The sequence below is a fragment of the Agrobacterium tumefaciens genome (genome assembly GCF_017726655.1).
Taxonomy (GTDB): Bacteria; Pseudomonadota; Alphaproteobacteria; order Rhizobiales; family Rhizobiaceae; genus Agrobacterium; species Agrobacterium tumefaciens_B.
This window is the reverse complement of the sequence record NZ_CP072308.1, coordinates 1,236,232-1,260,799: the sequence shown is the minus strand read 5'-3', so window position 1 is coordinate 1,260,799 and position 24,568 is coordinate 1,236,232. Positions and strand designations below refer to the sequence as shown.

Here is a 24,568-nt window from a genome sequence, read left to right as displayed (position 1 = left end):
AACCGGGGAGGGAACAATCGGCCCCCGCTTTCGGTTCCTGCCACATGGATGCGCGGCGTCATTTCGTGAAAATTATCGCAAAAAATGAATCCGCATTCAATGTGCAAAATTATATTGCACACAATTAAATTGTTCGCTATAAGACGTTCAACGCCAACCCAAGGAGAAAATGACATGCCAATCCTGTACACGACCAAAGCATCTGCAACCGGTGGCCGCGCCGGCAACGCCAAGTCGGAAGACGGCGTTCTCGACGTCACGCTGACCGTACCGAAGGAACTCGGCGGCGACGGCGCTCGCGGCACCAACCCGGAACAGCTGTTCGCAGCCGGTTATTCCGCCTGCTTCCTGGGCGCGCTCAAGAACGTCGCTGGCAAGCAGAAGGTAAAGATTCCGGAAGACACGACTGTGACGGCAACGGTCGGCATCGGCCCGCGCGAAGACGGCACCGGTTTCGGCATCGAAGTCTCTCTCAAGGTCAACATTCCCGGCCTCGAGCGTGAAAAAGCAGAAGAACTCGTTGCGGCCGCGCACATCGTCTGCCCCTACAGCCACGCCATGCGCACCTCCACGGAAGTGCCGGTCTCGGTGGCCTGATCCAGTCCCCGATACATTCCACAGAGGCCGGGTTCATCCCGGCCTTCTTGTTTGTGGAAATAAATATGCTATATTCTTTCCAAGGAAAGGATTTGTGCCATGAATATTCACGCCAAGACCGCCATGGATCCTGCATCGCAGGGCAGGGTCGTCACCAAGGCTGTCATCGCCGCTGCCGAGCGGCTGGGCCTGAATGCTGCCCGCACGGCCGATATTCTGGGTGTCTCCGCGCCGACGGTCTCGCGCATGAAGCGGCTGGATTTCCTGCTGGAGCCGGGCGCCAAGTCTTTCGAACTTGCGGTGTTGCTGATCCGGGTGTTCCGATCGCTGGATGCGATTACCGGTGGCGACGAGGCCGTGGCCAAACACTGGCTGCGCAATCATAATACGGCGCTGGATGCCGTGCCTGCCGAAAGGCTCACCACCATTACCGGATTGATCGATGTCCTCTCCTATCTGGACGCCCGACGCGCTCCTGTCTGAAAAACGCGCCGTATCGGGCAAGTATTGGCGGCTGGTGGAAGCGCAGCATCAGGTTTCCACCATGAAGCTGGTGGATACGGTGGAGGAGCAATCCCTTCTGGAGGATATTCTGGAGACGAGCAAACGGCCGTTTCCGCCGGAATGCGCCGGTTTCGATTACCTTCTCGCGACACCTTTCAGATATGGCGCCGCCTATCCGCATGGCTCGCGGTTCCGCCGCGCGGGCTATACGGAAGGTGTTTATTATGCCGCCGCGAAGGTGGAAACGGCGCTTGCCGAAATGGCCTTTTACCGACTGCTGTTTTACGCCGAATCGCCCGGAACGCCGCTGCCAGCGAACCCCGCCGATTATTCCGCCTTCGCCGCCCGCGTCGCCACCGACGCGGCGCTGGATCTGACGCAACCGAAACTCAGTCGCGACGAGGCGCACTGGACCGATCTCACCAATTACGAGCCGTGCCAGGCGCTGGCCGAACAGGCACGATTGGCCAAGGTGGACGCGATCCTCTATCGTTCTGTGCGCGATCCCCGGGGCGGTCTCAACATCGCCATCCTCTCCCCCAAGGCCTTTGCCGAAAAAGCGCCGGTGGAACGGATGAGCTGGCGCATTCGCCTGTCGAAGACAGGGGTGCAGGCGCTCTGCGAATTTCCAATACGCAGAACAGGCTTCGCGGTCTCGGATTTTGCCGACGATCCACGACTCGCCAACCTCTTGGGCTGACGAGGCGGTTTTTGGAGCGTCACGCCGAGGCGAAAAATGCCTCGGGATCATCGACTTCCACCAGCCTGCGCTTGTCGATGAGCCAGAAGCGGTTTCCGACCGCCCGCACGAAACTCCTGTCATGCGAGACAAACACGCAGCTCGCCTCCCGGCTGATGATTTCCGCCTCCAGCGTTTCCTGGCCGTCAATGTCAAGATGGTTGGTCGGCTCGTCCAGCAGGTAGAAATTCGGCTCCGCCAGCCGCATCGCCAGCATGGCAAGCCGCGCCTTCTGCCCGCCGGAGAGCGAGGCTATGCGGCGCTTTTGCATTTCCATGTCGATGCCAGCGCCGGCGAGCAGGCCGTGGATGCGCTGGTCGCCAATGTCGAAGCGACGCGAGAGAAGCGCCGCCGGCGTGCTGTCATCATCGATTTCGGCCAGCGACTGATCGACATAACCGGCCACCAGCGAGGGCGTGGCCTTGATGCCCTCCTGTTCGCCTGCACCCGTCACCGCTGCCTGCAGCAGTGACATCAGCCGTGTCTTGCCCACACCATTGCGGCCGAGAATGACGATGCGGTCCCCCTGGCGGATGAATTGCCGGCCGGTGCGAAACAGCGCTGTTCCGTCCGGTGTGGAGACTGGCACATCCTCCAGCGTTATCAGCACCTTGGCGTGGGTACCGCGATTGGCAAGCTGGATTTTTCCGGCGGAGCGTTCGATATGGGCGGGGCGCGCCTTTTCCTCGATCTTTTCCGCGCGCTCGCGCAATTGCTTCGTCTTGACGGTCAGCAGGTCGCTGCCGGAATTGATGCCGATATTGTTGAGCTTGGCCGCCTGCCGGCGCAATTGCTGGGCGGTTTTCATCTCCCGCTGGAAACGCCGCTCATCGGCAGCATCCTCCTCCTCCAGCGCCGCGCGCGCATGGCCATAGGGCAGGCGAAACAGCGCCGAGTTTTCCGGCCGCAGAAATAGCGTCGTCCTGGTGACATTGTCGAGAAAGGCGCGGTCGTGGCTGACGATGATGACCGCCGTGTCGCGCGGCAGGGCGCTGAGCCAGCTTTCCAGCACGTTGATCTTTTCAAGATCGAGATGGTTGGTCGGCTCGTCGAGCAGCAGCACGTCGGGTTCGGTGATCCAGGCCTTGGCCAGCATGGCAAGCCTTTGCCAGCCGCCGCTCAATTCTTTCAGGCGACGCTCGCGGAACGGCTCTGGCACCAGCATGTCGTCGAAGATGATATCCGCGCGCCAGCTTTCGCTATCGACGCTATCCGCCGGCAGGGCGGAAAGCACGGTGTCCCTCATCGTCAATTCCATCAGGGCGGTCGGCGGGTTCTGCTGCACGATGGACTGCGTCAGCCCGCGCAGCCGGGTGATGTCGCCGCTGGTCGGCTCCATCTCACCGGCAAGGCAGTTGAGCAGGGTGGATTTGCCGCAGCCATTGGCGGCGACGATGCCGAGGCGGTCGCCCGCATTCACGGTGAGGCTGAGATTGGAAAAAAGCGGCTTGCCCAGAATGATTCCGAGGTTGCGCAGCGTCATGATGGTCATGATGTTGTCTCTGGTAAAGACGGATCCGTACCGGTGCCTGCGCATGCAGGACGGGTTTCGGTTATCGGTGATCCGTCGTGAAACGATGCGCAATGGCAGACGAACTGCGTCCTGCGCGGCCTTTTAGGCAAACCAGAGGGGTAGTGTTCCGGTCAGCCCTGCAAACGTGTCCGCAGGGCAAAAAGGTGGCAGAGCTGACGATTGCGCCAGAAGCAGGAAATATCCATGCGAAGCCTCCTTTCTTGAAACGTGTTGAACTGCCCGATCATTACCAGCGGTGGCGATCTATGGCAACCCGATTGGAAAATGATGAAGATTGGGGGAGCGGTGCGGCCGGATCATCCCGATAAAGGGTGACATGTGCCGCACCGGATTTGCGCTGGCGCTACTGCTTGCCGACACGGGCGCGCAGTTCTTCCACATGCGCGGCGATCTCGGGCGTCACGGCATCGCCGAAGTCTTCCATCTCGAACATCGGGCGGATTTCGATTTCGCTGCGCTCCAACATCGGGTTCGGGCAGCGTTTCACCCATTCCACCGCCTCGTCCATATCCTTCACGTTCCAGATCCAGAAGCCGGCAACAAGCTCGTTGGTATGCGGGAAGGGACCGTCGACAACGGTGCGGCTGTCACCGTCGAAAATCACGCGCTTGCCCTTGGAGGAGGGGTGCAGGCCATCGCCGGATTGCATGATGCCGGCATTGACCAGTTCCTCGTTGAATTTCCCCATGGCCTCCATCAACTCCGTCGTCGGCATCACGCCGTCTTCGCTGCTTTTGGTGGCTTTTACAAAAACGATTGCACGCATGATCATTCCTCCTGGATTGCGTTTCGTTCAGTTTCGCTCTCCGGCACGACAGCCGGATGACACCTTTGTTGAGGCCCAACGCCTCTTCTCACCCGAGATCGATGAGATCGCGGCGCAGCCGTTGCGGGTCGCCGCTGCCGATCTTGGCTTCTATTTCCGCATGGGTCTGTTCCCAGATCGGGAACGCGGCTGCGAGCACGGCCATGCCGTCAGGCGTCAGCCGCAACCGTTTGCCACGCTTGTCCTTCGGATCCTGCTCGATGCTGACCAGCCCGCGCCGCTCCAGCGGCTTCAGCGCCGCCGTCAGCGTCGTGCGGTCCATGGCCAGAAGATTGGCGACCGGCCCCATCGGCGGCGGCTCCGGCCTGTTCAGCGACATCAGCAGCGAAAATTGACCGTTATTGATGCCCACCGGCTTCAGCGCATTGTCGAACAGTCGCGCCAGCGCCCGTGCCGCGCGCTGTGCATGCAGGCAAAGGCAGGAATCGCGCACGAGAAGAGTTGTCGAAAAAGGAATCATGCTGGCGTTTGACATGGGCTAAATATGTTGATATCAACCTAAATAGTCAAGCGAAACTTGATGCTCTGTGGCGCTATTTGTCGGCTTCAACACAGAGATGCGCGGGGCCTGCCGGAGGAGTGGCGCGGCCGCCGTTAAGGACGGATCCAAGGAGGAAAGATCATGTCTCATCCCGTTGTTTCGAAAGAGGAGTGGCTTGCGGCCCGCCGCGATCTGCTGGTGAAGGAAAAGGAACTGACACGCGCGCGTGACAGGCTGAACGAAGCGCGTCGCGCCTTGCCTTGGGAGGAGGTGACGAAGGACTATATCTTCGACGCGCCTTCCGGCCCGAAATCGCTGAAAGAGCTGTTCGGCGACTGCAGCCAGCTGATCGTCTACCACTTCATGCTGGCGCCCGATTGGGAAGAGGGCTGCGTTGGCTGTTCCTTCTTCGCCGATCATGTCGATGGCGCGCTCATCCACCTCAAGCATGGCGATGCCGGTTTTGTTGCGGTATCACGCGCGCCGCTTGAAAAGATCGAAGGCTATAAAAACCGCATGGGCTGGAAATTCCCCTGGGTTTCAGCCGCAGGCACGGATTTCAATTACGACTATCAGGCTTCGTTTCGCGACGAGGACATGGCCAGCGGCGAAATCACCTATAATTACCGCGACATGGCCCCCTATGGGGACCTGAAGGACCTGCACGGCATCAGCGTTTTCGCCAAGGGAGAGGACGGCAAGATCTACCATACCTATTCCACCTACGCCCGCGGCGCGGAGCAGACGCTCGGCACGCTGATGCTTCTCGATCTGGTGCCAAAAGGCCGTAATGAAGAGGGTGTAATGGATTGGGTGCGCCGCCACGACCAGTATGAGGACGCGCCGAAGGCGGCTTCCTGCTGCCACTGAAATAATGACGAGGAGGAGACGACAATGGAAATGCCAAACGCCAAGCCGCAGCAGGAACATGCGTTCCTGAACAGGATCGTCGGTGACTGGATCATGACCGCCAGTTCGGGCCACGAGGCCTACGATCCCAATGACCCGGAGCAATTGTTCAGCGAAAAAGTACGCTCGATCGGTGGCCTCTGGATCATCGGCGAGGGCACCGGGAAAATGCCTGACGGCAGCCGCATGACCGCCGTCATCACTGTTGGTTTTGACCCGGTCAAAGGCAACTTCGTCGGCACCTGGGTGGGTTCGATGATGAGCAATCTCTGGGTTTACAGGGGTTGGCTGGAAGAGGATGGCAAGACGCTCACGCTGGAGGCCGAAGGCCCGGCCTTCGACGGGTCCGACCGTATCGATACCTATCGCGATGTGCTCGTGCTGCATGATGATAATCACCGCAGTTTTTCCGGCAGCGTCAGGCAGCCGGACGGCACCTTCAAGACCTTCATGACCTCGGAATTCAGGCGCAAGGCCTGAGCTTTACCCACCCATAGGCGTGCCGCCGCGTCCAGCGTCGGGCGCTTGCCGAAACACCCGCCAAACCGTCCATAGGAGACGATAATGTCCGATACGCATGGAAAATTCATCTGGGTCGAGCTGATGACACCCGACATGGCAGAAGCTGCCCGCTTTTACGGTCATGTCGTCGGCTGGCAGACCAAGGATTTTGGCTCGCCGGAAATGCCCTATCTGGTGCTGGAGGCCGATGGCAAAGGCATGGGCGGCGTCATGGAGCTGACCGATGAACATAAGAGCCAGGGCATTCCGCCGAACTGGACGGCCTATGTCGATGTCGACGATGTGGACGCCACGGCGGAGCTTTTCGCCGAGAAGGGCGGCGCGATCCGACGCCCGCCGCAGGATATCCCGGAAATCGGCCGCTTTGCCGTGGTCGCCGATCCATACGGCGCGGTACTCTGCATCATGACGCCGCTGCCGATGGAGACCGGCGGTTTCCCTGAGGATACGCAGGCAAAACAGGGCCATGTCGGCTGGTACGAGCTTTTCACCGAGAATGTCGATGAGGCCATGGTCTTTTATGGCGATGTCTTCGGCTGGACGAAGGACCATGATTTCGACATGGGCCAGATGGGCCCGTACCGCATCTTCGCCCAAAAGGGTAAAGCTGTCGGCGGCATCATGAAACGCATGCCGCAGGTTCCCGTCTGCCATTGGGGTTATTACTTCAATGTGGATGGCATCGATGACGCCATCACCCGCGTCAGCACGGGCGGCGGACAGGTCGTGAACGGCCCGATGGAAGTGCCCGGTAACAGCTGGATCGTTAACTGCGTCGACCCGCAGGGCGCCTATTTCTCGCTGGTGTCGCAGAAAAAATAGGTCTGTTGCTGACGATCTGCCGGGCAACCTCCGGCAGATCACCGCTCTCTCGACAGGCGAACGTGATCGATAAAGGCGCGCAGCTTCGGCGCTAGATTGCGACGGCTGGGATAATAGAGATAGAACCCCGCGAAGCGGGGGGAATAGTCTTCCAGCATGGAAATCAGCTCTCCGCGCTCCAGATACGGCCGAAATGTCTCTTCCATGCCGAAGGTAATGCCTGCACCGGCACAGGCGAGCTTGATCATCAACTGCATGTCGTTGGTGGTGAAAGCAGGCTCCACCGCCACCGCAAATTCGCGCCCGTTTTCGGCAAATTCCCATCTGTAGGGCGCAACACCCGGACGAGGCCGCCAGCCGATACACCTATGCTCGATCAACTCGCGCGGCTGCGTCGGTAGGGCGAAACGGTTCTGATACCCAGGAGAACAGACGGCAAGCTGCCGCTGGGGAACGGATACCGGAACGGCAATCATATCCTGTTCGATAAGCTCTCCCAGACGCACGCCGGCATCATAATGCTCGGAGACGATATCGAATTCGTCGTCCGTCACGACGATGTCGAGTTGCACTTCGGGATGGGCCTCGGCAAAGCTTGCGAGCAGAGGCCCCGATAAGAAGCGTTCTGCAATGGACGACACCGCCAGCCGAAGCTGACCGCGTACCGTTCCACCGAGCGAGGAGGCCGTCTGCGCGGCCTGCGAGATCGCGCCTATGGAAGACGAGACATCGGCATAAAGCTGCTGTCCCGCTTCCGTCAGGCTCACGCTGCGGGTGGTCCGTTGGACGAGCGCAATTCCCATCGTCTCCTCAAGCTTGCGGATGGTCTGGCTGACAGCGGAGCGGGTGACACCCAGCCTGTCCGCGACGGCGCGAAAATTCCGTTCCTCGGCAACAAGGCAAAATGTCGACACGGCGTTGAGATCAATGTTCATTGGTTAGAAAATCTATCCATTGAGGTAATTATTGAGGCGGTTATCGCGACAATGCCCGAGCGCTATCTTCCTTGCAACGGTCGACTTCGAAAAAGCCGACCGCAACAGCAAGGAGATAGTCATGACACTGAACAAAGTCGTTCTTATCACGGGTGCATCGAGCGGGATCGGTGAAGGCATTGCGCGAGAGCTGGCCGCCGCCGGCGCAAAACTGGTGCTCGGCGCGCGCCGGCTGGATCGCCTGGAGACGTTGGCGGAGGAACTGCGCCGGACGGGGGCCGACGTCGTCGTCCATCCCCTCGACGTGACCGATAGGCGCAGCGTCGATGCCTTTGCAGAGGCGGGCCGCAAGGCGTTTGGCGAGATCGATGTCATCGTCAACAATGCCGGCGTCATGCCGCTGTCGCTGATGTCGTCGCTCAAGGTCGATGAATGGGACCGCATGATCGACGTCAACATCAAGGGCGTGCTCTATGGCGTCGCGGCCGTCCTGCCCGAGATGACCGCGCGTGCCTCAGGCCATATCATCAACATCGCCTCGATCGGTGCGCTTGCGGTTTCACCAACGGCGGCCGTCTATTGCGCGACGAAATTTGCCGTGCGGGCGATTTCGGACGGGCTGCGGCAGGAAAACCGCGACCTGCGCGTCACCTGCATCCACCCCGGCGTGGTGGAAAGCGAACTCGCCCACACCATCACCGACCCGGCCGCCGCCGAACTGATGCAGAGCTACCGGGCCATCGCTCTGAAACCCGATGCCATTGGCCGCGCCGTTCGTTACGCCATCGAACAGCCTGACGATGTGGACGTCAACGAAATCGTCGTTCGCCCCACCGCTGCCTGAGGAGGTTGACATGAAAGCCATTTTTCCGACCGCGCTTGCGATTGCCGTGTTCGCGGGATCTGCCGCCGCACTCGCAAATACGCAGCATATGGATGACCGGTTGAAACGCGGGGATGAGGTCTTCCGCAGCCTCAACAATGGCCAGCCGCAAGCCAATCTGGAGCGTATGCGGCAGGAGTTTCCGTTCCTGGCGGAAGCAACGGAGGGTTACGCCTTGGGAGAGGTCTGGTCACGGCCGGGCTTGGACAACCGCACCCGCCAGCTGGCCGCCGTCGCGGTCATGGCGGCCCTTGGTGAGCGTGATCTGATGAAGGTCCATGCCGGTTATGCGCTGAATGTGGGCGCAACCGACGAGGAACTGAAGGAGATGATCTATCTCATCACCGTTCCCGCCGGTTTCCCTAAGGCCATCGCCGCATCACGCACGCTTGCGGAACTGTTCGAGGAACGCCGCGCCAATGCCGCAACGGGAGTGCAGAGACAATGAACATCGTTTCAACATCAGTAGCGCTTCTGCTTGCAACCGCTTCTGCCGAAGGGGAGACGCGCAGGACAGAAAACACCACGGACGGAAACATGACTGAAATCACGCAGGCTCAGAACCACCCTTATCTCGGCATGTGGGTCACCGGCGATGGCCACGTTCGTCAGGAGCTTTTGCCCAATGGCCGCTATGACGAAGCGCGCGGCAAACGCAAGAGCGCCTATCAGGGGCGATATGAGGTGAAGGGCAACCACATCGACTATTGGGACGACACCGGCTTTACCGCAGACGGTGAATTTGTCGATGGTGTCCTCTACCACGGCGGCATGATCTTCTATCGCGAGAAGTGACCGCACCGAAATTGGCGCCGCCCGTCTCATCAAGAGCGGGCGGCGTATTCGTTCACCGCTTCAGACTTCCCAGAATCCCGCGCACGATCGCACGCCCGACAGAGGTGGCGACCGAACGGGCTGCACTTTTCATCGCGGCTTCGATCACCGTCTCGCGCTGGTAGCCGGAACGGCGCGTGCCGCCATTGCGCGAGCCGCTGGAATTCTGTGCGGGTTCATCATCGCCAAAGCCGGGCAGGCGCCAGCGGCCGGAGGCGGTGTCGGACTGGTTTTTGGCATTTTCCTCTTCCGCGCGCTTGGCAGCCTCGGCCTCCGCCGCCTTCTGCGCGCGGGCGGCAAGAATTTCGAAGGCCGATTCCCGATCAATATCCTTGTCATACTGGCCGGAAACGGGGCTGAGATCGATCAGCGATTTGCGCTCCGCATCCGTGAGCGGTCCGACGCGGCCGGAAGGGGGCCGCACCAGCGTGCGCTCGACAATGGAGGGCGCACCCTTGTCATGCAGGGTGGAGATCAGCGCTTCACCCGTGCCGAGCGTGGTGATGGTATCTGCCGTGTTGAAGGCGGGGTTCTGGCGGAAGGTGTCCGCCGCCGTGCGGACGGCCTTCTGTTCGCGCGGCGTATAGGCGCGCAGCGCGTGCTGCACGCGGTTGCCAAGCTGGGCAAGCACGGTTTCCGGCACGTCGAGCGGGTTCTGCGTCACGAAATAGACGCCGACGCCCTTGGAGCGAATAAGACGAACGACTTGTTCCACGCGTTCCACCAGCACGCGCGGCGCATCGTTGAACAGCAGATGCGCTTCATCGAAGAAGAACACGAGGCGCGGCTTTTCCGGATCGCCCACTTCAGGCAGTTCCTCGAAGAGTTCCGAGAGCATCCAGAGCAGGAAGGTCGCATAAAGACGCGGGTTCATCATCAGCTTGTCAGCGGCGAGAACCGAAACCGTGCCGCGCCCGTCCGCGCCCACACGCATGATGTCAGCGATCTTCAGCGCCGGTTCGCCGAAGAAATTGGCCGCGCCCTGCTGTTCCAGAACCAGAAGCCCGCGCTGCAGGGAGCCGACCGAAGACTTGGAAATCAGCCCAAACTGGTTGGAGAGTTCGGATGCATTCTCGCCCATATAGTTCAGCAGCGATTGCAGATCTTTCAGATCGAGCAGCGGCAGCCCGCCCTGATCGGCGATCTTGAAGGCGATGTTGAGCACGCCTTCCTGCGCTTCCGAGGCGTCCATCAGCCGGGCGAGCAGCAGCGGCCCCATTTCGGCGATGGTGGCGCGCACGCGATGGCCTTTTTCGCCATAGAGATCCCAGAAAATGACGGGCGACTTGCCGTAGGAAAAGTCGGTGAAGCCGATCTGCTCGGCGCGTTTCTGCACCCAGTCTTTCGCTTCGCCTTCCGCCGCGATGCCGGAAAGGTCACCCTTGATATCGGCGCAGAAGACCGGAACGCCGGCCTTGGAGAAGCCTTCCGCCAGAACCTGCAGCGTCACGGTCTTGCCCGTGCCCGTCGCGCCGGTGATGAGGCCGTGGCGGTTGCCGAATTTCAGTTCCAGATATTCGCCCTTGTTCAGGCTGTCATCCGGATTGCGGCTGGTGCCGATATAGAGCTGTCCGTCCTGCAACATCGACCATTTCCTCCTGCGGCTGAAACACGGCCTGCAAAATCGCAGCGGATTTTGCAAAAGTCATGTCCGAATTAAAGATCCTACGGCATGATAGGGGCACTCCGGCAGGGAGCAGCCTTTTCATAGTCAGGTTGTGACGATCTTATAAGGACAGTTTCAAGGCGCAACAACTGCTTGATGGCGATGAAGAAAAAGCGCTTGATGAAATGCCGCACCGCTCATGGCCGCTTGAATGCCGCATGAGATTGTTTTACGTTGACGTTAACGTCAGTTCGCAGAGGTTGGCGTCGTTTTTCAACAGGAGGCAAGAATGAACGAAGTCGTGGATCAGATCGCTGCAAAGGCGGGGATCGACCCTGAACTGGCTGAAAAGGCTGTTGGCATGATTCTCGGTTTTCTCCAACGCGAGGCCGCAGATGGTCCAATCGCCCGAATGATCGAAGCCATTCCCGGCGCCAGCGAGCTGGTCGCCCAGTATAATGGCGAAGGCGCTGGTGGTGGCGGCGGTCTGCTCGGCGGCCTGATGAGCGCCATCGGCGGCGGCGGCATCATGGGGCTGGGCCAGCAGCTGATGAGCCAGGGCCTCGGCATGAGCGAGATTTCCACGCTCGCGAAGGAAACGATCGCCGTTGCCCGCCAGCACGCCGGCGACGAAACTGTCGACCAGGTGATTGCCTCGGTTCCGGGCCTCAGCCAGTTCGCCTGAGCCGAACTTATTCCATCGCGGGGCGCGGCGGCTGTTCGTTGAACCGTCGCCGCGCCTCTTCTATTTCGGCATGGTGCGTTTCCGCCCATATCCAGACGCCGCAGAAGGCGCTGCCCAGCGTGCGGCCGAGGGTCGTCAAAGCATAATCCACATGCGGCGGAATGACCGGGTGAACGGTGCGGCGCACCAGCCCGTCGCTTTCCATTTGTCTTAGCGTTTTCGTCAGCATCTTCTGGCTGATATTGCCAACCAGTTTGCCGATCTGCGTAAAGCGTAGCGTGCCATGCTCCTCCAGCACTTCGAGAATGAGCATCGTCCATTTGTCCGCCACCTTGGCGATAATATCCTGAACCAGCGCCTCGATGACCGGATCGGTATCCGTGGGGGGCGGAAACCTGCGTTTGCTTTCGATAATCGCATCTGCCGCATGGCGCTTCATCACACACTCTCCTTCAGGTAAGTATAAATCTTTCGGGTGCCTACTTTCGATTAGAGAGTATCATAGCTAACTTCGTTTCACCCAACAAGCGAAGGATGTTCCCATGAAAATCTCTGGCAATACCATTCTCATCACCGGCGGCGGCTCCGGCATCGGCCGGGCGCTCGCGGAAGCCTTTCACAAGGCCGGCAACAGGGTCATCATTTCCGGCCGTCGCAAGGCCGCGCTCGACGAGGTGACGGCCGCCAATCCCGGCATGGCCTCGATGGTGATGGACGCGACGGACGCCGCAGGCATCCGCGCGTTTGCCGAAGCTCTGGTAAAGGCCCATCCGACCCTGAATGCCGTCATCAACAATGCCGGCATCATGCGGCCGGAAGACATCGCCGCAGCACCTGATTATCTGGAGACGGCCGAAGAAACCGTCGCCACCAATCTCCTCGCACCCATCCGCCTGACAGCGGCGCTTTTGCCGCATTTCCTTAAGCAGCCTGCTGCAACGGTGCTGACGGTCTCCTCAGGCCTGGCCTTTGTGCCCATGGTGTTGACCCCCACCTACAGCGCCACCAAATCCGCCATCCATGCCTATTCGGTCGCGCTGCGCGAGCAGTTGAAGGAGACGCCGGTTGAGGTCATCGAAATCGTGCCGCCATACGTGCAGACGACGCTGATGGGTGAGGGCCAGGCGAAGGATGAAAGAGCAATGCCGCTCCACGCCTTCATTTCCGAGGTCATGGATATCCTCGAAAATCGCCCGGATGAGAAGGAAGTGGTGGTGGAACGCTGCAAGCCGCTGCGGTTTGCCGCGCGGAACGGCAATTTCGATCAGGTCTTCGCCATGATCAACCACATGCATCCGTAAACGGTAACAACTGTCGTATGGCAGCATCCTGTGATAGCGTCGCGCTCTTTCCCGCGGAGCGTGCGCTTTCATGGCCCAAGGCCGGTTCCTGATGCCGAAAACGATACTGCCCGGCGTTGCCGCCGTGGTGGCGGATAGTGACCGTTCCTTTCCGCGCCATATGCATGATCAATTTGGTATCGGTCTCATCCATCGCGGCGCACAGAAATCCCTCTCCGGCCGCGGCGTGGTGGAAGCGGGCGCCGGCCAGGTCATCACCGTCAACCCGGGCGAGGTGCACGACGGTATTCCGCTCGGGGAGGGCGGCCGCGCCTGGCGGATGCTTTATCTCGACATCGATATCGTTCAACGTGCCATTGCCGATCTCAGCGGGAAGGACAGCGGCACCTTCGAATTCGTCCATCCCGTGGAGTCGAGACCTCTGGCCCAGCGCTTCAACGCTGTCTTTTCAGCCGTGACGGCAAATGAGCGGCCGGGCGAAACTCTCCTTTCCGAGGAGACGCTGCTGATGCTGCTGGGGGATGCCATGGAGAAGGCTGCCAATCCACCTGTCTTGGCCGTGCCTGCGATCATCAGGCGTGCGAAAAACCGCATCGATGACGAGCCTTCCCGGCCGTTCCGCCTTGCCGATCTGGCTGAGGAAGCCGGCATGAGCCAGTTCCGCTTCTTGCGCGCTTTCGCCAGGGCGACGGGGCTGACGCCGCACAGCTATCTTCTCCAGCGCCGCGTGCATCTGGCGCGACATGCGCTGGCCAAGGGCACCCCGCCCGCCGAGGCGGCCTTCGTCGCCGGTTTTGCCGACCAAAGCCATCTGAACCGCGTTTTCGTGCGCCAATTCGGGGTGACGCCGGCGGTCTATCGGGCGGCGGCGGCTGGTTGATCTTTGCTCTCTTCCGTCATGCCGGACTAGATCCGGCATCCAGCCACGGCGCGTCTGCGGCGTGATAGGAGTCCTTCGTGGTCAAGGACCTGACCACGCTGGACCCCGGCTCGGGTAACGGTGTGCGGATGTGGCGCTGCAATTTCATCCAAGACACCCACCCCGCGCACCATCATGCTCCCGTCCTCCACCCCAAGAGGACAGACCCGCACCATGACACCTGAATTCCTCATCACATCCTTCATCGTCGCCGCCTCTCCCGGAACCGGCGTGGTCTACACGTTGGCGGCCGGCCTTTCGCAGGGGGCAAAGGCGAGCGTGGTTGCGGCCCTAGGCTGCACACTCGGCATCGTGCCGCATCTGCTCGCCGCCATCACCGGCCTTGCCGCCATCCTGCACACCAGCGCGCTCGCCTTCGGCATCGTGAAATATCTCGGTGTCGCCTATCTCCTCTACATGGCATGGAACACGCTACGCGAGGGTGGTGCGCTGAAGATCGACGATGCCAAAGCGCCGCAGAAAGCCACCCGCGTCATCGGCGAGGCGATCCTTATCAATCTGCTGAACCCGAAACTCTCGATCTTCTTTTTCGCTTTCCTGCCGCAGTTTATCGCGCCGGATGAGATTGTTCCGACATGGCGCATGGCCGAACTCGGGCTGGTCTTCATGGCCCTGACGCTTCTTGTCTTTACGCTTTATGGCTGCTTTGCCGCCTCGATCCGGCGGCAGGTGGTGTCACGTCCGGCGGTCCTCGCCTGGCTGAGGCGCAGCTTCGCCGCCGCTTTCGTGGCGCTGGGGGCGAAGCTGGCCCTGACCGAGCGATAAGACGGGACCCATAGCCCCGTTGCCTCAGTCGTCCCAGTCGGGCGCGAGATGGCCCGGATTGACGATGCGGCCATCCGGCTTGGCGAGCGCGTGGATCGCCTGCATTTCCTCTTCCGCCAGCGCAAAATCGAAGATGTCGAAGTTCTCCTTCAGGCGGCTTTCCGTCGCCGTCTTGGAAAGCGCCACGATATCCGGCTGCTGCACCGCCCAGCGCAGGGCCACCTGCGCGGCGGTCTTGCCGTGCTTCGCGCCAATGTCCTTGAGAACAGGATCGTTCGGCACCTTGCCATCGGCCATCAGATAATAGGCCGTCACCGACATTCCGTGTTTGCGTGCGGCCGCGATCACCTTCGTCTGGTCTAGATAGGGGTGATATTCGATCTGGTTGGTGGCAAGCGGCGTGTCGGACAGCTTCACCGCCTCTTCGGTCAGTGCCACGTTGAAGTTGGAAATGCCGATATTGCGCGCCTTGCCGGCCTTGCGCACCGCGTTCAGCGCGCCCATGCGTTCGGCAAGCGGCACATCGCTTTTTGGCCAGTGCAGCAGCAAAAGGTCGACATAGTCGGTCTTCAGTTTCGCAAGGCTTTCATCGACGGAAGCGAGAAAATCATCGTGGCGATAGCGGTCCACCCAGACCTTGGTGGTCAGGAATATATCATGCCGGGAAATGCCGGATTGGGCGATGACCTCTCCGACAGCGCCTTCGTTCTTGTAGATCTGGGCCGTATCGACATGGCGGAAACCAAGCTTCAGCGCTTCCGGCAGAATGCGCCTGACATCGTCTTCCGGAATGCGGAAGGTGCCGAAACCAAGTGCGGGAATATCAGCACCATTCGCGTTGACGTGATACATGGAATGTCTCTCCTGTCATTGACTTGATGGACCGGCAGGAAAGCCGGCGGTGGGGCGTTCCGTTACTAACTGGTGTCAGTGCCATCGGTTTCAAGGTTTTGCATTCGCGGCTCATGGCATCCATTGCGGGTAGCCCTGTCCGGCGTTACCAGTCTGGCGCTGGAATGCCGTCACCGGACCCGGCAGACGCAACGGAGAAACATCACGTGTCACGCTCACAGCGGCTCCTTGATCTCTTGCAGATCCTGCGGTCTCACCGCATGCCGGTCAGCGGCACCTTTCTTGCCGCTCGGACCGGCGTCAGCCTGCGCACGCTGTACCGTGACATCGCGACGTTGCAGGCGCAGGGGGCCGATATCGAGGGCGAAGCCGGGGTGGGTTACGTGTTGCGTCCGGGTTTCCTGTTGCCGCCGCTGATGTTTTCCCAGCAGGAGATCGAAGCGCTGGTGCTCGGCTCCCGCTGGGTGGCGGGTCGCGCCGATGCGCGGCTGGCGGAGGCTGCCCGGGCGGCGCTGGTCAAGATCGGCGCCGTTTTGCCGGATGCGCTGCGCGAGGAACTGGATCATTCCACGCTGTTGATTGGCCCCGGTCAGGGCGTCGCCGCGCTCCACATCGACCTCGCCGTCATCCGCGAGGTGATCCGCAAGGAAACCAAGGTCGTCATGACTTACCGCGACGAAAAGGGCGAGCTGACGGAGCGCGTTGTCTGGCCCTTCGCACTCGCCTTTTTCGATCTGGTGCGGGTGGTGCTGGGCTGGTGCGAGACACGGCAGGACTACCGCAGTTTCCGGGCCGACCGCATAGAAGATTTCCGCCCTCTCGACAGCCGTTACCCGCGCCGTCGTCAGGCATTGCTGAAGGAATGGCGCGAGCGGGAAAAACAGCGCCGGCGTGAGTATGCTGACAAAATCTGACAGGAGTTGGGTCTAGAAACCGTTCATCCGCAACACAGGAGAATAGCCATGACCCATCCCGACTTCACCATCCTCTATGTCGACAATCCGCCCGCCAGCACGGGATTCTACAAGGACCTCCTGGGCGTCGACCCTGTCGAAGCCTCGCCGACATTTGCCCTCTTCATACTTGAAACCGGCATGAAACTCGGCCTCTGGTCGCGTCACACTGTCGAGCCGAAGGCGTCGATGACCGGCGGCGGCGGTGAGATCGCGTTCCGGGTCGAAAATGAGACTAGAGTTGACGAGATTTTCGCCGCCTGGAAGGCGAGGGGCATCGACATTCTGCAGCCGCCATCGACCATGGATTTCGGCTACACATTTACCGCCGTTGACCCCGATCATCATCGTCTGCGGGTCTATGCTTTCGCGGGCTGACGTTACTTTTTCACTGCAACGATAAACAGTCTCGGAAAGCGCAGGAGCAGCCGCCCATCCGCCATCGCCGGATAGGCTGCGGTGATGCGTCTTTTATAGTCGGCGAGGAAAGCGTCGCGGTTTTCCTCACCGGCTGCGTCAAGATAGGGGCGCAGCCCCGTGCCCTTCACCCACTCAACGATGCTGTCCGCATCTGTCATGGGGTGGTTGTAGATCGTGTGCCAGACATCAACCCGCGCAGCTTTTGGCGAAAGCGCATCGAAATAGGCCGTAGGCGCGGGAAGCGGCTTGCGACGCAGCCGACCGTCCGAAAATTTGTCCTTCCACGGCCCTTCGTCACCCGTCTCATGCATTGCGATATGGGTCGGCTCCTGCAGATTGTCCGGCATCTGCACGGCGAGAACACCGCCGCTCTCCAGATGGTCCATCAGTTGCGACAGGACGGCGAGATGGTCCGGTATCCATTGGAAAACGGCGTTGGCGTAAAGCAAATCCGCTTTCTGCGCGGGCTTCCAAAGCGCAAGATCGGCCTTGCCGAAACGGGTGGTCGGCAGCCGGTCAACCGCCTTTGCCAGCATGTCGTCATCGCTATCGATGCCGGTGATGACATTGACGCCGTAACGCTCTGTCAGAAGCTCGGTGGAATTGCCGGGGCCGCAGCCGAGATCATAACCGTTCAACACCCGCTCCAGAGGCACCTGGGCGAGGAGATCGCGCGCGGGTCGCGTCCGCTCGTTTTCGAATTTGAGATATTGTTGCGCGGACCATACCATGATTTACTCCTGCCGATTGCCGTCAGATCCGCAGCATGGCACGGGCGCCATGGCCCCGCCATCATCGGATCGATGAATTATTGTGATGAATTCATTCATCAACCTTTTGTTTCACCTTATAAAACATGCGCACAGGTTCATTGATTTGTTATTTTCCATCAAAATCAAAAATCCCGGCAATTAAACCTTGACCTGCCAGGGTCAGAGGCATTCACTCCGGCCGATTTTAAAGCCCGTGTCGGGGCCGAGCGCGCGCAGCGTTAGCCCGCCGATATGCACCAGACCTAAAATGACCGAGCGTTTTCGCAAGCCGGAAACGCCTGACACAGGAGACCGCAATGAGCGTCGATACCGCACCCCGATCAACCACATGGACCTATGTTGACGGTCAATGGCTGCCCGGCAATCCGCCGCTCATCGGGCCGACTTCGCATGCCATGTGGCTGGCCTCCACGGTATTTGACGGCGCACGCTGGTTCGATGGCGTCGCACCCGATCTTGATCTGCACTGCCAGCGGGTCAATCGCTCCGCCACCAACATGGGCATGAAGCCGACCATGACGGCCGAGGAGATCGAGGCGCTGGCGCTCGAGGGCGTCAAGAAATTCGATGGCAAGATGGCGATCTACATCAAGCCGATGTACTGGGCCGAACACGGCATGCCGGGCAGCGTCGTGGCGCCGGATGCCAACTCCACCCGGTTTGCGCTCTGCCTGTTCGAGGCGCCGATGGATGCCGGCCAGCCGTTGACGCTCACCGTGTCGCCGTTGCGCCGTCCGTCGCCCGAAACGGCAATGACGGACGCCAAGGCCGGAAGCCTCTACCCGAACAGCGGGCGCGCCATCATCGAAGCGCGCTCGCGCGGGTTCGACAATGCGCTGATGCGCGACATGAACGGCAACGTCGCCGAATCCGCTTCGGCCAATGTCTTCATGGTCAAGGACGGGATCGTATTCACCCCCGTGCCGAACCGCACCTTCCTTGCCGGCATCACCCGCTCGCGTGTGATGGGCCTTCTGCGCCAGGCCGGGTTCGAGGTTCGCGAAGCAACGCTTTCGGTTGAGGATTTTCGTGAGGCGGACGAGATTTTCTGCTCGGGCAATTATTCCAAGGTGTCCCCCGTCGTGAAGCTCGACGATCGCGAGTTGCAGGCGGGACCCGTGGCCCGCAAGGCGCTCGATCTCTATATGGACTGGGCGCGTCGGGGCTCAGACGCCTGATAGGGTGCTGTTTCAAGACAGAAAGGCCGCGGCGATGTGTCCGCGGCCTTCCTGTTCGCACCTGCGAAAAATACCCCTACAAAGCAGGCGGTATTAATTCAATTTTATAAAAGCGGCTTCAAGGTCTACCCATTGATTTTAAGGCTATGGGAGCCGTCCATGTTTTTCACGATACGTAATATTCTTATTGGTTTATTTCTCGTCATCAGTCTTTCGCTGGCGGGGCTCGTTGGAAACGGAATGTGGACTTCGTTCAAGAAGTTTCACGACTATTCCGAAGTCGCAGAGCTCGCATCGCTCGACAAGCAACTATTCGACGCCTTGCTGGCGTTTCGCGCCGAGCGTGGTCACAGCGCCTCGGCGCTGGCGGTTGATCTCTCGCGGGCGACCGGCAGCATCACGACGGCCCGCGCCGCACGCCAGCGTGTGGATGTTGCGGTCAATGCTTTTCTGGAGCAATCCGCTTCGCTCGATCATGCGGCGTTGCAGGAAGGCGTCGCGCGCGTCAAATCCGCCTATCAGCGGTTTGTCGATCTGCGGACCAGGATCGATTCCAATCTGACCCTGCCGCTCGATCGTCGCGAGAAGGGCATTGACAAGACAGTCCTCGCGCTCGGCACGGAATTGCTCACCGCGATAGAGCAGGAATCGACGGACCTCGAAGGGCATATCTGGTCTCTCGACGAGACGCTGACCGGCATTATCCAGCTGCGGGCCAATGCCTGGGCAGCCCGCGCGGTTGCAGGCAGCGCCACCGTGATGCTCAACACTGTCGTTGCGGATCAACGATCCCTCACGTCACAGGAAATCCAGCAACTCGGCAACCTGGATGCCACGGCGCTGTTTGCCTGGAAAATCACCGGCGACCTCATCGCGCATGAATCGACCCCGGCATCGCTCAAGACCGCTTATGCGGCTGCCGAAAATGCCTATTTTAAGGGCGATTTCGCCGCTCGCCGGGCCCGCTTCGTCGATGATCTCTCAAACGGACGCACGCCGGCGTTCACCGTCGATACTTGGCGCACCACCGTCACCGAGAATATCGACGTCGTCGCGAAAGTCGCGTCCGACGCCATTGCTCTTCTGGATGCGAATGCCCAGCAAAGAAAGGCCGAAGCCTTTACGAATGCACTCGTTTATCTCGCGGTCTTCTTGGCGACCTTTCTGGCCTGCATCGGCGGCCTGATCGTGATCTCCAAGCGGGTCACCCGTCCGATTTCTCGCCTGAGTGAAACGATGATGGGCCTTGCGAGCGGCAATCTCTCCATCGACGTGTCGGGGGCAGGTCGCGGTGACGAAATCGGCGAAATGGCGCGTGCCGTGGAAATCTTCCGCGAGGCCGCGCTGCGTAAACGCGAACTGGAAATGCAGGCCGATGCCAACCGGGAACAGAGCGACCGCGACCGCGTCGCGTTGCAGCAACGGGCAGAGGCCGAGGCCGAAGAGCGCCTCAACCAGGCGACCCGCTTGCTGGCAGAAGGCCTGCGCCGCCTGGCGTCCGGCGACATGCTGGCGGAAATCACAACGCCTCTTGCCCCGCAATTCGAGGCGCTGCGGCATGATTTCAATAGCTCCGTGGTTCAGCTGCGGGATGCGCTCACGAGCGTTGGCCACTCCGTCCAGACGGTAAACGGCGGCGCACACGAGGTCTCGTCCGCTTCCGACGATCTTTCCCGTCGCACCGAGCAGCAGGCTGCGTCGCTCGAAGAAACCGCCGCGGCGCTGGAACAGATCACCGCCAATGTCTCCGCAACCTCCAAACGCGCCAACGAGGCGCGCGAAACCGTGCGAGATGCCCGGGCAAGAGCCGACCTTTCCGGCAAGGTGGTGCGTGACGCGGTCGCGGCCATGGAACGGATCGAGCATTCCTCGAGCCAGATCGGCCAAATCATCGGGGTGATCGATGAAATTGCGTTCCAGACCAACCTTCTGGCGCTGAATGCCGGCGTGGAGGCGGCACGGGCGGGCGATGCAGGCAAGGGCTTTGCGGTCGTTGCACAGGAGGTGCGCGAATTGGCTCAGCGATCCGCCAATGCGGCAAAGGAAATCAAACAGCTCATCCATACATCGGCTGTTGCGGTGGGCGAGGGGGTGAAGCTAGTCGCCGATACCGGCGTCGGGCTTTCCGAAATCGAGCAGTTGGTGCTGTCCGTCAACAGCCATATGGATGCCATCGCGACCGCAGCGCAGGAACAATCCTCGGGCCTTTCCGAGGTCAACACCGCCGTCAACCATATGGATCAGGCCACGCAGCAGAATGCCGCCATGGTTGAGGAAATGAACGCCGCCGGTGCGGGCCTTGCGCAGGAGTGCGCCAATCTCCAGGCACTCTTGGCGCAGTTCCAGCTCGGCCAGCAGGCCTCTGTGTTGCGGGAGACGGCGCGACAGATGCAGCGCGCAGCAAAGCCAGCGCAGGCGCCTGCCACCCAAACCTCCCCGGCTGCGAAGGCCCGCCCGGTTTCCGCTTCGCGCGGTAACGCGGCGCTGGCCGTGAAGGGGGATGACTGGACGGAGTTTTGAGAACGAACCTCGTGGGACTGAATGTGCGGGTGGAGGCTTGGTTATGGGCTCCGTCACCCCGGACTGGATCCGGGGGCCAGCGCGATCAAGTCCCTGATCGCGAAAGACTCTCTTCACCGCGCAGACGCGCCGTGGCTGGATGCCGGATCAAGTCCGGCATGACGGAGGAGAGAGTACGGGGCCTTCTCGTCAACAAGTCGAGGCCTGCCCTCGCAGCCGGCACGGGCCTCATCCTTTCCGCACATCCGGCAGCGCAGCGGCAAGCGCCCGCAGCGGCGCGGTCATATGTTTGTCGCGGCGCATCGCCAGCGCGATCCGCCGTTCAAGCGGCGGATGCAGTGAGCGCCATTGCAGCCCGGATGAGGTGGCGTCCTGTTCCACCGCCATCCTCGGCACGATGGCAACGCCAAGCCCGGCGCCTGCGAGTTTCTTGATGGCTTCCACGCTGCCGAGTTCCATCGTCGGCTGCACGGCGCGGCCGCTTGCAGCGAACCATTGATCCACCAGCTTGCGCGTATTGCCGCCCTCGTAGAGCAACAGCGGCTTGGTCGAGAGCACAGCTGCGGTGAGCAAACTTGTGTCCGCCACTGTATCCTTCGGGAAGACGGCGACCATCTCGTCGAGACGAATCTCGCTGATATCGAGGCTGCGACCGCTCGCGGGCAGGGCCACCACGGCGGCGTCGATCATATTGGCCTCCAGGAGCCGCAGGATATCGTGGGTATTGCCAGTCTGCACCACGATCTCGATACCCGGCATGGCACGCCGGATATCGCCCAGCACTGGCGGCATCAGATAGATGCAGGCGGTGGCGCCCGTGCCGATGCGCAGGCGCCCGGTGATGCCGCTCCGGTGCGGCGCGACGGTGTCGATGGCATGCGCCACTTCCTCTGCAATCCGCCTTGCATGGATGAGGAAGTCGCGGCCCGCAGCCGTCGGCTGGGCGCGTCTGCCGACCCTTTCGATCAACCGCACGCCCAGCTGTTTCTCGAGCAGCCTGAGGTGCAGGCTCACGGCCGGCTGTGTCAGCCCGGCCTTGTCGGCGGCGGCGGAAAAGCTGCCGAGATCGGCCACATCCATGAAACTGCGCAACTGCCGCAGATCGAGGTCCATCATCAAAGAAAACCTTATCGTTTGTATAAGTCAGATAATCTTTATTTTGACCGCGCCGCAATGCACAATGCCGGCGTAAATGATCCGCAGGACAAGAGAATGACCCCTCCCACCACTTCCAGCCTTCTGATCCGCCCCTGTGAAGAGGCGGATATCCCAGCCATCACTGAAATCTACCGGGATGCAGTCTTGCATGGCCGCGCCAGTTTCGAGATCGATCCGCCAACGGCGGAAACAATGGCGGAGCGCCGCCGTCTTCTGGTCGAGGGCAATTTTCCCTATCTCATCGCCGAGGCGGAAGGCAAAGTGGCTGGATACGCCTATGCCGGCGCTTACCGCGCCCGCCCGGCCTATGGCGCAACAGTCGAAGACTCGGTCTATATCGACCCCTCGATGAAAGGCATGGGTATTGGCCGTAAGCTGCTGGACGCCCTGATCAGCGAGGCAACCGCGCGTGGCTTCCGGCAGATGATCGCCGTCATCGGCGACAGCGCCAATGCGGCATCGGTCGGCGTGCATTGCGCCGCCGGTTTCGAGCTTGTTGGCACGTTCAAATCCATTGGCTGGAAACATGGCCAATGGCTGGACACGGTGCTGATGCAACGTGCGCTGGGCGAAGGCGATACGACGCCGCGCTTCTAAGCAATCAGGGTTTCGTGGAGCCAGGAATCTCCACCTTCAGCGTATCGCCCGCAAGTTCGCTGCCCAGTTCCACGGCCTTGGTTTTCTTGTCATAGACGCAAATATGGCTGACGGTCGCATCCGCTCCCTTCGCCTTGCCGGTGAGAATGGCGAGGCCGTAGTTTTCGCTGCCGAAGGGATCGACCACCGCCTTCGCATCCTCGATCATATCCTTGGCGCCAGCGAGGCAGGCCGTCTGGACCTGCGCTGCGAATTCTTTCCATGCGTCGTCAGACGAGGCGGCGGCCGGAAGTGCGATTGCGCAGAGCGCGGCGACGAGGATAAGGGGGCGGATCAAAGGGCGGGTCATGGAATTTCCTTCCTGCATTGTCGGCAAAACAGAACCGATAGGGTGTAAAACGGTACGCTGCGGTTGTGAAACAAATGTGGTGGCGCCAGTGGCGAGATGAATTTTCTCCTTTGGCGGAACATTTTGATAATTCACCGGTTGCCCAAACAGAGCTTCGCTCCTATGGTCCGCTCACACGGTTTCTAGGAGCGGTAACCCGCTGCAAAAAGGAGTAAAAACCATGGCCTTCGAACTTCCCGAACTCCCCTACGACTACGACGCGCTTGCACCTTACATGTCGCGCGAGACGCTCGAGTTCCACCACGACAAGCACCACAAGGCTTATGTCGACAACGGTAACAAGCTGGCTGCCGAGGCCGGTCTTTCCGACCTGTCGCTCGAAGAAGTCGTGAAGAAGTCCTTTGGCACCAATGCCGGTCTCTTCAACAACGCCGCGCAGCACTACAACCACGTCCATTTCTGGAAGTGGATGAAGAAGGACGGCGGCGGCAACAAGCTTCCGGGCAAGCTCGAGCAAGCGATCGCATCCGATCTCGGCGGTTACGACAAGTTCAAGGCGGATTTCATCGCTGCCGGCACCACGCAGTTCGGCTCCGGCTGGGCATGGCTCTCCGTCAAGAACGGCAAGCTCGAAATCTCCAAGACCCCGAACGGCGAAAACCCGCTGGTGTACGGTGCAGAGCCAATCCTCGGCGTCGACGTCTGGGAACACTCCTACTACATCGACTACCGCAACCTGCGTCCGAAGTACCTCGAAGCCTTCGTCGATAACCTCATCAACTGGGACTACGTCCTGGAGCGTTACGAAGCCGCTGCCAAGTAAGGCTTTAACAACCGAATTCCTGAGCACCCGGCCATCGCGCCGGGTGTTCTGCTTTCTGGACG

Annotated in this window: 29 protein-coding genes; 19 read left to right on the top strand and 10 right to left on the bottom strand. The window is 60.6% G+C overall.

Features of this window, described 5'->3' with window-relative positions; all coding sequences use genetic code 11:
* The first annotated feature begins 174 nt into the window (after window positions 1-174).
* From AT6N2_RS06355 to AT6N2_RS06345, 3 genes are all read left to right on the top strand, one after another.
* Window positions 175-597: an organic hydroperoxide resistance protein gene (locus tag AT6N2_RS06355; RefSeq protein ID WP_063950851.1), complete on the top strand. Its 423-nt coding sequence runs from the start codon at window positions 175-177 to the stop codon at window positions 595-597.
* Between the two features lie 99 nt (window positions 598-696).
* Window positions 697-1,080: an MbcA/ParS/Xre antitoxin family protein gene (locus tag AT6N2_RS06350; RefSeq protein ID WP_209089361.1), complete on the top strand. Its 384-nt coding sequence runs from the start codon at window positions 697-699 to the stop codon at window positions 1,078-1,080.
* A complete protein-coding gene (locus AT6N2_RS06345; protein ID WP_209089358.1) occupies window positions 1,040-1,801 on the top strand; it encodes an RES family NAD+ phosphorylase in 762 nt (253 codons plus the stop codon). The genes AT6N2_RS06350 and AT6N2_RS06345 overlap by 41 nt, the downstream gene beginning before the upstream one ends.
* A 19-nt stretch (window positions 1,802-1,820) precedes the next feature.
* On the opposite strand, the gene AT6N2_RS06340 is transcribed toward AT6N2_RS06345, so the two are convergent.
* The 3 genes from AT6N2_RS06340 to AT6N2_RS06330 all read right to left on the bottom strand — a co-directional run bounded on the left by AT6N2_RS06340 (window position 1,821) and on the right by AT6N2_RS06330 (window position 4,675).
* On the bottom strand, window positions 1,821-3,332 hold the full coding sequence (locus tag AT6N2_RS06340) for an ABC-F family ATP-binding cassette domain-containing protein (protein ID WP_209089357.1): 1,512 nt from the start codon (window positions 3,330-3,332) through the stop codon (window positions 1,821-1,823).
* A gap of 385 nt (window positions 3,333-3,717) precedes the next feature.
* Window positions 3,718-4,140, bottom strand: a complete 423-nt coding sequence (locus AT6N2_RS06335; RefSeq protein ID WP_209089356.1) for a YciI family protein — start codon at window positions 4,138-4,140, stop codon at window positions 3,718-3,720.
* A gap of 88 nt (window positions 4,141-4,228) precedes the next feature.
* A complete protein-coding gene (locus tag AT6N2_RS06330) occupies window positions 4,229-4,675 on the bottom strand; it encodes a MarR family winged helix-turn-helix transcriptional regulator (protein ID WP_209089355.1) in 447 nt (148 codons plus the stop codon).
* A 147-nt stretch (window positions 4,676-4,822) separates the two neighbouring features.
* Between AT6N2_RS06330 and AT6N2_RS06325 the strand changes: the two genes are divergently transcribed.
* The 3 genes from AT6N2_RS06325 to AT6N2_RS06315 all read left to right on the top strand — a co-directional run bounded on the left by AT6N2_RS06325 (window position 4,823) and on the right by AT6N2_RS06315 (window position 6,934).
* Window positions 4,823-5,551 (top strand): DUF899 domain-containing protein, encoded by a 729-nt coding sequence (locus AT6N2_RS06325; protein WP_209089354.1) that lies wholly within the window; start codon window positions 4,823-4,825, stop codon window positions 5,549-5,551.
* 24 nt (window positions 5,552-5,575) lie between these two features.
* Window positions 5,576-6,070, top strand: coding sequence for a DUF1579 domain-containing protein (locus tag AT6N2_RS06320; RefSeq protein ID WP_063950857.1), 495 nt, complete (start codon window positions 5,576-5,578; stop codon window positions 6,068-6,070).
* 84 nt (window positions 6,071-6,154) lie between these two features.
* A complete protein-coding gene (locus AT6N2_RS06315) occupies window positions 6,155-6,934 on the top strand; it encodes a VOC family protein (RefSeq protein ID WP_063950858.1) in 780 nt (259 codons plus the stop codon).
* A gap of 38 nt (window positions 6,935-6,972) precedes the next feature.
* Here AT6N2_RS06315 and AT6N2_RS06310 read toward each other — a convergent pair whose 3' ends face one another.
* Window positions 6,973-7,869, bottom strand: a complete 897-nt coding sequence (locus AT6N2_RS06310; protein WP_209089353.1) for a LysR family transcriptional regulator — start codon at window positions 7,867-7,869, stop codon at window positions 6,973-6,975.
* A 121-nt stretch (window positions 7,870-7,990) separates the two neighbouring features.
* Here AT6N2_RS06310 and AT6N2_RS06305 point away from each other — a divergent pair, with 121 nt between their 5' ends.
* From AT6N2_RS06305 to AT6N2_RS06295, 3 genes are read left to right on the top strand one after another with little or no spacing between them, the layout of a single operon-like run.
* A complete protein-coding gene (locus AT6N2_RS06305) occupies window positions 7,991-8,713 on the top strand; it encodes an SDR family oxidoreductase (RefSeq protein ID WP_209089350.1) in 723 nt (240 codons plus the stop codon).
* A gap of 10 nt (window positions 8,714-8,723) precedes the next feature.
* Window positions 8,724-9,200, top strand: coding sequence for a carboxymuconolactone decarboxylase family protein (locus AT6N2_RS06300; protein WP_209089348.1), 477 nt, complete (start codon window positions 8,724-8,726; stop codon window positions 9,198-9,200).
* A complete protein-coding gene (locus tag AT6N2_RS06295; protein WP_209089345.1) occupies window positions 9,197-9,547 on the top strand; it encodes an Atu4866 domain-containing protein in 351 nt (116 codons plus the stop codon). The genes AT6N2_RS06300 and AT6N2_RS06295 overlap by 4 nt, the downstream gene beginning before the upstream one ends.
* Before the next feature lie 52 nt (window positions 9,548-9,599).
* Here the strand turns inward: AT6N2_RS06295 and AT6N2_RS06290 are convergent, their stop codons facing one another.
* Window positions 9,600-11,171, bottom strand: coding sequence for a helicase HerA-like C-terminal domain-containing protein (locus tag AT6N2_RS06290; RefSeq protein WP_209089342.1), 1,572 nt, complete (start codon window positions 11,169-11,171; stop codon window positions 9,600-9,602).
* 310 nt (window positions 11,172-11,481) lie between these two features.
* On the opposite strand from AT6N2_RS06290, the gene AT6N2_RS06285 reads away from it, so the two are divergent.
* Window positions 11,482-11,877 (top strand): hypothetical protein, encoded by a 396-nt coding sequence (locus tag AT6N2_RS06285; protein ID WP_063950863.1) that lies wholly within the window; start codon window positions 11,482-11,484, stop codon window positions 11,875-11,877.
* Window positions 11,878-11,884: 7 nt separating this feature from the next.
* Here the strand turns inward: AT6N2_RS06285 and AT6N2_RS06280 are convergent, their stop codons facing one another.
* The gene (locus AT6N2_RS06280; RefSeq protein WP_209089340.1) at window positions 11,885-12,316 is read right to left on the bottom strand and encodes a winged helix-turn-helix transcriptional regulator; all 432 of its coding nucleotides are present in this window, start codon (window positions 12,314-12,316) and stop codon (window positions 11,885-11,887) included.
* A 103-nt stretch (window positions 12,317-12,419) separates the two neighbouring features.
* On the opposite strand from AT6N2_RS06280, the gene AT6N2_RS06275 reads away from it, so the two are divergent.
* From AT6N2_RS06275 to AT6N2_RS06265, 3 genes are all read left to right on the top strand, one after another.
* Entirely contained in the window at window positions 12,420-13,178 is a 759-nt protein-coding gene (locus tag AT6N2_RS06275; protein WP_209089337.1) for an SDR family oxidoreductase, read from the top strand.
* 70 nt (window positions 13,179-13,248) lie between these two features.
* Window positions 13,249-14,058: an AraC family transcriptional regulator gene (locus AT6N2_RS06270; protein WP_209089334.1), complete on the top strand. Its 810-nt coding sequence runs from the start codon at window positions 13,249-13,251 to the stop codon at window positions 14,056-14,058.
* A 213-nt stretch (window positions 14,059-14,271) separates the two neighbouring features.
* Window positions 14,272-14,883 carry a LysE family translocator gene (locus tag AT6N2_RS06265; RefSeq protein ID WP_209089331.1) on the top strand — a complete coding sequence of 204 codons (612 nt, stop codon included), beginning with the start codon at window positions 14,272-14,274 and terminating at the stop codon, window positions 14,881-14,883.
* Window positions 14,884-14,907: 24 nt separating this feature from the next.
* Here AT6N2_RS06265 and AT6N2_RS06260 read toward each other — a convergent pair whose 3' ends face one another.
* Complete coding sequence (locus AT6N2_RS06260; protein WP_209089327.1) at window positions 14,908-15,735, bottom strand: aldo/keto reductase; 828 nt, start codon at window positions 15,733-15,735, stop codon at window positions 14,908-14,910.
* A gap of 206 nt (window positions 15,736-15,941) precedes the next feature.
* Here AT6N2_RS06260 and AT6N2_RS06255 point away from each other — a divergent pair, with 206 nt between their 5' ends.
* Complete coding sequence (locus AT6N2_RS06255; RefSeq protein ID WP_209089324.1) at window positions 15,942-16,649, top strand: helix-turn-helix transcriptional regulator; 708 nt, start codon at window positions 15,942-15,944, stop codon at window positions 16,647-16,649.
* A gap of 48 nt (window positions 16,650-16,697) precedes the next feature.
* Entirely contained in the window at window positions 16,698-17,066 is a 369-nt protein-coding gene (locus AT6N2_RS06250) for a VOC family protein (protein WP_209089322.1), read from the top strand.
* 2 nt (window positions 17,067-17,068) lie between these two features.
* Here AT6N2_RS06250 and tam read toward each other — a convergent pair whose 3' ends face one another.
* On the bottom strand, window positions 17,069-17,839 hold the full coding sequence (tam, locus tag AT6N2_RS06245) for a trans-aconitate 2-methyltransferase (RefSeq protein ID WP_063950871.1): 771 nt from the start codon (window positions 17,837-17,839) through the stop codon (window positions 17,069-17,071).
* A 338-nt stretch (window positions 17,840-18,177) separates the two neighbouring features.
* Between tam and AT6N2_RS06240 the strand changes: the two genes are divergently transcribed.
* Entirely contained in the window at window positions 18,178-19,059 is an 882-nt protein-coding gene (locus AT6N2_RS06240) for a branched-chain amino acid aminotransferase (protein WP_209089320.1), read from the top strand.
* Between the two features lie 159 nt (window positions 19,060-19,218).
* Window positions 19,219-21,579, top strand: a complete 2,361-nt coding sequence (locus AT6N2_RS06235; protein WP_209089318.1) for a methyl-accepting chemotaxis protein — start codon at window positions 19,219-19,221, stop codon at window positions 21,577-21,579.
* A gap of 228 nt (window positions 21,580-21,807) precedes the next feature.
* Here the strand turns inward: AT6N2_RS06235 and AT6N2_RS06230 are convergent, their stop codons facing one another.
* Entirely contained in the window at window positions 21,808-22,695 is an 888-nt protein-coding gene (locus AT6N2_RS06230; RefSeq protein ID WP_209089317.1) for a LysR family transcriptional regulator, read from the bottom strand.
* 96 nt (window positions 22,696-22,791) lie between these two features.
* Here AT6N2_RS06230 and AT6N2_RS06225 point away from each other — a divergent pair, with 96 nt between their 5' ends.
* On the top strand, window positions 22,792-23,334 hold the full coding sequence (locus tag AT6N2_RS06225) for a GNAT family N-acetyltransferase (protein ID WP_233282484.1): 543 nt from the start codon (window positions 22,792-22,794) through the stop codon (window positions 23,332-23,334).
* Between the two features lie 4 nt (window positions 23,335-23,338).
* Here the strand turns inward: AT6N2_RS06225 and AT6N2_RS06220 are convergent, their stop codons facing one another.
* On the bottom strand, window positions 23,339-23,683 hold the full coding sequence (locus tag AT6N2_RS06220; RefSeq protein ID WP_209089316.1) for a hypothetical protein: 345 nt from the start codon (window positions 23,681-23,683) through the stop codon (window positions 23,339-23,341).
* Window positions 23,684-23,903: 220 nt separating this feature from the next.
* On the opposite strand from AT6N2_RS06220, the gene AT6N2_RS06215 reads away from it, so the two are divergent.
* Window positions 23,904-24,506: a superoxide dismutase gene (locus AT6N2_RS06215; protein ID WP_209089315.1), complete on the top strand. Its 603-nt coding sequence runs from the start codon at window positions 23,904-23,906 to the stop codon at window positions 24,504-24,506.
* The last annotated feature ends 62 nt before the right edge of the window (window positions 24,507-24,568 follow it).